5 protein-coding genes are annotated in these 7163 nt (G+C 40.2%); 3 read left to right on the plus strand and 2 right to left on the minus strand.

Features of this window, described 5'->3' with window-relative positions; translation table 11 throughout:
- The coding region (locus tag VMW81_02045) for an MFS transporter (protein ID HUU49725.1) at positions 1 to 1179 on the plus strand (1179 nt) is incomplete at its 5' end.
- Positions 1180 to 1195: 16 nt separating this feature from the next.
- On the plus strand, positions 1196 to 2683 hold the full coding sequence (locus tag VMW81_02050) for an alkaline phosphatase (GenBank protein ID HUU49726.1): 1488 nt from the start codon (positions 1196 to 1198) through the stop codon (positions 2681 to 2683).
- Here the strand turns inward: VMW81_02050 and VMW81_02055 are convergent.
- On the minus strand, positions 2670 to 4172 hold the full coding sequence (locus VMW81_02055; protein HUU49727.1) for a sodium-dependent transporter: 1503 nt from the start codon (positions 4170 to 4172) through the stop codon (positions 2670 to 2672). The two genes, VMW81_02050 and VMW81_02055, sit on opposite strands and share 14 nt — an antisense overlap.
- 236 nt (positions 4173 to 4408) lie before the next feature.
- On the opposite strand from VMW81_02055, the gene VMW81_02060 reads away from it, so the two are divergent.
- On the plus strand, positions 4409 to 6676 hold the full coding sequence (locus VMW81_02060) for a DNA translocase FtsK (GenBank protein HUU49728.1): 2268 nt from the start codon (positions 4409 to 4411) through the stop codon (positions 6674 to 6676).
- A 6-nt stretch (positions 6677 to 6682) separates the two neighbouring features.
- On the opposite strand, the gene VMW81_02065 is transcribed toward VMW81_02060, so the two are convergent.
- A partial coding sequence (locus tag VMW81_02065) for a HesA/MoeB/ThiF family protein (GenBank protein HUU49729.1) occupies positions 6683 to 7163 on the minus strand: 481 nt, incomplete at its 5' end.

Raw genomic sequence — 7163 nt, forward strand, 5'->3', positions numbered from 1 at the left:
TTGGAGGATATATGGGTGAGTGTTGGTAATTCGTTTTCTATGGTTCTCGTGGCCTTATCCATGCCTATTCTCGGCGTCATATCCGATACTCATAAAAAGAAGATGCCCTTTTTGATAACGCTTACCCTTTCATGTGTCATATTTACCCTTCTCATAGGTCTCTTTGGAGGGTTTATCGATGATTTCTATCCTAAGGTCTTTGCAGTTATCATCCTCTATATGATAGCAAATTATTCCTATCAGGGAGCGCTCGTGTTTTATAATGCCCTCCTCCCGCAGGTCAGTTCAAAGGAGACGATCGGCAGGATCTCAGGATATGGGGTTGCCTTCGGTTATCTTGGAGCGATTGTGGGACTGATTCTTGTTATGCCTTTTAATGAAGGGAAAGTTTTAGGCTTTCATGTTCCTTTTATCCAAGGTGGTGGGAGGGTTGCTACCTTTATTCCAACTGCAGTTCTCTTTCTCATCTTCTCCATTCCGACCTTTATCTTTTTAAAGGATAGAGAAAAAGTCATTCCTTCATTGGAGAGATGGAAGATTGATCTTAAGGGCGCTTTTAACAAGGTGATTGACAGTATCTCCAATACCAGGAAGTACCCTGGGGTCCTGGCATTTTTAATATCGAAGTTTTTCTATGAAGACGCAATCAGTACAATCATTATATTCATGGCTGTATATGCCTCAAAAGTGATGAGCTTTTCTGATAGTGTTATTATCCCTCTCTTTATTGTTTCCACGACGTCTGCCATTATTGGGTCTTTTCTTTTTGGTTTGATAACAGATAGGATTGGAAGTAAAAAAGCCTTGATGATTGTCCTTTTTGGCTGGATCATAACCTTATCGATAATAGTAGCGACAATGAATCAATCCCTTTTCTGGGTGATGGGCTCTTTTGTAGGAATATTCATGGGAGGGACATGGACATCAGCCAGGCCTCTTATGGTTTCTCTTGTTCCAAAAGAGATGCTGGGAGAGTTTTTTGGTCTCTATTCCCTGTCTGGAAAGTTTGCTGCGATTATTGGTCCACTCCTGTGGGGATTGGTTATTCTCTCTTTACACCCCCTTGGCGATGTTTTGAGATATAAAGGGGCTGTTTGTTCTCTTACTGTTATGATGATTATTGCCCTTATCATCCTCTGGAAAAAGGTTCCAGAAAAAAGTCAATACCAAAATAACTAAAGCTCAGGAGAGAGATATGAGGTCTTTTAAGAAATTTTTTGTAAGCTTTATCGTTTTACTATGCATCTTATATACTGGGATTTTCCTATCCATAAGAGATCTGGCCTGTGCCAGTGAAAAGGATAGGGCGAGAAATATTATTCTTATGATTGCTGATGGTATGGGGCCAGGAGAGTTTGCGCTGGCCCTTGATTATAGCCTGTTGATAAAAGGAAGAGAGCTTGAGATGGAAAGAGCGATAAAAGAAGGGCATCTTGGCCTTATCCTCACAAGACCCCTTTTAAATCTGGTGAGCGATTCTGCTGCTGCAGCTACTGCCATGTCAACAGGAAAGAGAACCGTAATCAGAAGGATTGCAAAGTCAAAAGAAGGAAAGGATCAAAAGACAATCATTGAAATCGCAAAGGAGATGGGAAAGTCTACTGGTCTTGTAACAACAACCAGCATTTCCCATGCCACACCTGCTGCCTTTGGGAGCCATACCCTCTCTCGAGAAAACAGGCTTGAGATACTCGATCAGTTTTTAGAAAAGGGTATCGATGTTCTTATGGGAGGAGGAATTCAAGATTGGATACCAGAGAAAACAAGGGCTGGGGATTTTTCAAAAATATCTCTTAAAGCAGGTGCAGAAGAATTTTCAAAAAGAGAGGATAATAAAAATCTGATTAGGGAGGCAGAGAAAAAGGGTTATCTGTTTATAAGTAATGAGGACGAATTAATCAAGGCTCCTGAAGATGTCAAGCTTTTAGGTCTCTTTTCAAGCTCCCATTTCTTGATGGCTCTGGATAGGGAGAAGAGTGATCATACAGGGATCCCAAACCTCGCTTTGATGACAGAAAAGGCTATAAAAGTTCTGGATAAAAATAAAAAGGGTTTTTTTCTCATGATAGAAGGGGGCAGGATAGACCATGCGGGTCATAGCAATGATGCTGCCTCAGTGGTCGCAGAGATACTCGATTTTGATGAGGCAGTGGGGGTGGCATTTCAGTTCTGCAAAGAAAAGAAAGATAGCCTCTTACTGGTTACTTCAGACCATGCTACAGGAGGAATGGGGCTCTCCTATATCATCAGGAATAAAGGGGGTTATGATTTTGGAAGCCTTGAGAATTTAAAGGCGATCTCAAGACAGGATGCTTCTTTTGAAAAGATATGGGAAGAATTTGGACAAAAGCCCACAACGGATGATATCAAGAGAGTCATATATAAACATACGAAGATTAAGATTTCAGAAAGTGAAGCTGAATTCATCAAGAATCCAAGACCTCTTAGCCCTTTTCATGTTACCGCCTATAAAAACAAGAAAAAGGTCTATACGGCTCATGCCATAGGAAGGGTCCTATCAAAAAGATATCAGGCCTCCTGGTCAACAGGGGGTCACACAAATATTCCTGTTATGCTTATAGGGTATGGTATCAATTCTAGAAAGGTAGCTGGTCTGAACGAGAATAGATATATATTTGATATTATGAAGGAGGCCTTTGGTTTATCGGTTATTCATCCTTGAAAAGAAGAGTGGCCTTATTTTTCCATTTTTCTCGATAAAGAATCAAGGCCGTGATAAAAGTTGTGATAATCCAACCGAGACCAATGGTTAGTGTAGCAGCTCTTGAGTAGCCACCATAGGAAGCCATTACCTCTTGAATGGTTGTATAGATAAGTATAATCAGCAATATCGAAGGGGTCAGTATCTTGATACAGAAATCCCACCACCTCCCTATAGGAAAGTAAGAGGTTAAGTTGAGATGATTCCTGAAATCTTCTGTATTGTAAAACCATCCTATAGCCACGCATTCTAAGATGCCGACAGTAACGAGCCCATACTGTAATAAGAAGTGATCGACGATATCAAGCCAGAAAAGCCCTCCTTTTGTTGTGAATATAACACTTCCAAGAAATCCTAAGACACAGGAGATCGTTATGACGCGGTTTCTCGGCGTGCCGTATTTATCCATAAGGCTTAAAGAAAAAGCCTCTATTATAGAGATAGCAGAGGATAATCCTGCAATAACGAGAGCGAGAAAAAATATGAGTCCAAATAGACCTGAGAAAAGGGGCATCTCATTTAACGCCTTAGGGAAGGCAACAAAGGCCAGGCCAATGCCTTGCGTTACAACCTTCTCAAAGGGAAGATTTGTCTGAAAGGCCATAAAGCCCAGTGTGCTAAAAACAGCAAAACCGGCAAAAAAGGAGAAAAAAGTATCTATGCAGCCTGTAATAAAGGCGCTGCTATTGATATCTGAATTTCTTGGAAGATAGCTGGCATAGGCAATCATAATTCCAAAGCCAACGCTCATAGAATAAAATGTCTGGGAGTAGGCACTCATCCAGACCTTTGGTTGTTTAAGGGCAGCAAAGTCTGGTTTTAAATACCACTTTAGTCCTTCAAAGGCACCAGGAAGAGTAAGTCCCCTTATGATTAAGATAGCAATAAGGAGAATGAGAAGGGGGACAAAGATTTTACATGCCTTTTCGATACCTCTCTGAACCCCTCGAGAGCAGATAAACCACATTGAAATCCAAACAAACCCCAGGCTTAATAAAATTACAGGATTAGGAATGCCCAGTTTCCAGGGGCTATCAGACATTTTCAGGAAATTTGTAAAGAAAAATGTATTGGGATCATTTCCCCAGACAAGGTTGAAGGAATATACCAAGTAATTAACACACCATCCGATAATAACGGAGTAATAAAGCTCGATACCAAACATGACAAAGATGATTGGCCACCAGCCTAGGAGTTCCCAGCTATTCCCGATCTTTTTAAAGGATAAGGGTGCAGAACCCCGCATCCTGTGCCCGAGACCAAACTCTAATATGAGAAGAGGGATTCCAGCTGTGAAAAGGGATATAAAATAAGGAATTAAAAAGGCACCCCCACCATTCGTATATACCATATAATTAAATCTCCATATATTTCCCAGACCAACAGCAGAACCCACAGCAGCCATAATAAAACCTATTCTGCTCTTCCACTCTTCTCTGTTTTCAGGCATATACTTCTCCCCTTAAGGATAAAACAAAACTTATAAATTATAATTAGAGAAGGGGGACCCTGCAAGGCAAAAATTAAAAAATATCTTTAAAATGAGAGGTTTTCTTTCAGATAGGAAGGGTTTTTATAATAAGTAAAATGTTTTAATCCATTGCAACAGAATTTAATTTATGCTATAAAAAATTAAGTAATTAATCCTAAAGAATGCTAATCAGGATTAATAAAAACAGGAGAGAGATGTCTTTTTTTAGACATAGAGGGGCAAAAGAGGTTGGAGGAGTTTTCTTACTTGCCCTTTCTCTATTTATCTTTATAAGCCTTATATCGTACCATCCCAAAGACCCATCTTTTAATACCGTTATTTCTTTTGACTCAAAGATTGAGGTTAAAAATTTAATGGGTTTAGTCGGTGCCTATATTGCAGATGGCCTGGTTCAGTTTCTCGGGAGTGGAGGATATTTTATACCGTTGTTTCTTTTTCTGTCAGGGTTTGCGGTGTTTAGGGGGAAGATGCTTAAAGCCAGTCTTTATCCCTTATCAGGAGGGATATTATTCCTTCTTTCCTATTCAAGCCTTATTCATCTTGCCTATCAAAGGGATCCGTTTTTCAAGCATGAAATCCAAGGTGGTGGATTAATCGGTTATCTGGTATCTAATATTTTTATAGCCTATTTTAATAAAATCGGAGCATACCTTGTTCTTTCTACTCTTCTTATCGTTTCTATTATGGTAGCCACAAGGTTTTCAATTGGTTCTCTTTTGAAGAAAATCTTTGATATTATTTTAATCATATTTAAAAAATTAATATCGATTAGGATCAAGATCCCTTCATTCCCTAAAAAGACAAAGCGCAAAATAGTATCTTCTATTGAAGAAGAAGAGCCGATAATGAGAAGAGTGAGAGCAGAGCCAAAGATAGAAGTTGATGTCGCTATAAAAAAAGAGGAGAAGGCGGCTGCGTTTCCAAAAGAGGATAGATTCAAGCTCTCTGATATGATCAGAGATTATCAATTACCTCATCTTTCTTTATTGGATGACCCACCACCCAAAGAAAAGAAATTGAAGAAAGAAGATATCCTTGAAAGATCTGAGACCCTTGAGAAAAAGCTTAGAGACTTTGGAGTGGGTGGAAAGATAATCCAGGTGCTGCCTGGCCCTGTAGTTACCATGTATGAATTCGAGCCTGCATCAGGGGTCAAGGTAAATAAAATCATCAATCTTGTTGATGATATTGCCCTTGTCACAAGGGCCGCAAATGTTCGGATTGTTGCTCCTGTTCCTGGAAAGGCAGTGGTAGGTATTGAGATACCCAATAGTGAAAGAGAACATGTTTCTTTAAAAGAAATCCTTGGCTCTAAAGCATTTCAAAGAGCCAAATCAAAGCTTTCCCTGGCCTTAGGTAAGGATATTTTGGGAAACCCCACTGTTACAGACCTTGCTCAAATTCCCCATCTTTTGATCGCAGGAGCTACTGGTTCAGGAAAGAGCGTTGCTCTCAATTGTATGATTTGCAGTTTCCTTTTTAATACGACTCCTGAAGAAGTTAAGCTTATATTGATTGACCCCAAAATGTTAGAGCTGTCTATATATGATGGAATTCCTCATCTGCTTGTTCCTGTGGTTATAAATGCCAAGAAGGCAGCTCTGGTATTAAGAAATGTTGTAGAGGAAATGGAAAGAAGGTATAGATTTCTGGCAGATAAAGAGGTCAGGGATATAGAGAGGTATAATCAAATCATTGATGAAGAACAGAGCAGAGTAATAACGAGGCTTTCACAACTCATTAAACAAAACGGCATTTCTAAGGAAGAGAAGCTTAAATCAGAAAAGGATGAGAAACTCGTTCATACAAAACTTCCTTATATCGTTGTTGTGATAGATGAGCTGGCTGATCTGATGATGGTATCTTCCAGAGAAGTAGAGGATTCTCTAACCCGCTTGGCGCAGATGGCAAGAGCAGCCGGGATTCATCTCCTCGTGGCCACACAGAGGCCCTCTGTAGATGTATTGACAGGTATCATCAAGGCAAATTTTCCTTCAAGGATATCCTTTAAGGTCTCTTCCAAAGTAGATTCGAGGACAATACTGGATGCTAATGGTGCTGAGCAGCTTCTAGGTAAAGGAGATTTACTCTTTCTGCCGCCCGGAACATCAAGATTAGAAAGAATTCACGGCCCTTATGTTTCAGAGAAAGAGGTTAAAAGGGTTGTTATATTTCTCAAGAAACAGCTGAAGCCGATATATGATAATGCCTTATTAGAAGAACAGAGAAAAATTGAAGATTTTATTGATGATGGGGAAGATTTTGATGAGAAATATACAGAGGCTGTAAAGCTTATTACAATGACTGGCCAGGCCTCCATATCTATGATTCAGAGAAGACTCAGGGTAGGGTATAACCGTGCTGCAAGGATGATAGAGCTAATGGAAAAAGAGGGTATTGTTGGACCTGCAGACGGAGCCAAACCCAGAAAGGTCTTCGGGAAGGGTGAGCTGCCAAACTAAAGAATTCTATCCATTGTTTTTCCCACAAACAGGGCAATCAGGAGACTTTTTAATATTTAATTTGCGAAATTCCATCTTTTCCCCATCCCAGGTTAAAAGACGATTTTTGAGATTCGTACCCTTGCCAAGAAGAAATTTTATCGCCTCCATCGCTTGTAGGGTTGCAATGACACCTGGAGTGGCACCTAATACAGGAAAGACTTCAGGCTCTGGAGACGAGGGAAAGATGCATGCAAGACAAGCTGTTTCAGGGGGATGGAAAAAGGTGAGCTGCCCTGACATCCCATAGATCCCGCCATGGATAAAGGGTTTTTTGGTTTTGACACTGTATTCGTTCAAGAGATGACGGGTCGGGAAGTTATCGAGACAGTCGATAATCAAATCGGCATCATGGGCAAAACGATCAATGTTTTCCTTAGTAATCTTTTCCGTGACCGGTTCAATGGTTACATCTGGATTGATTTCAGAAAGAGTCTCCTTTGCTGAA

It is taken from the genome of Nitrospinota bacterium, from assembly GCA_035528715.1.
Taxonomy (GTDB): Bacteria; JADFOP01; JADFOP01; order DATKYB01; family DATKYB01; genus DATKYB01.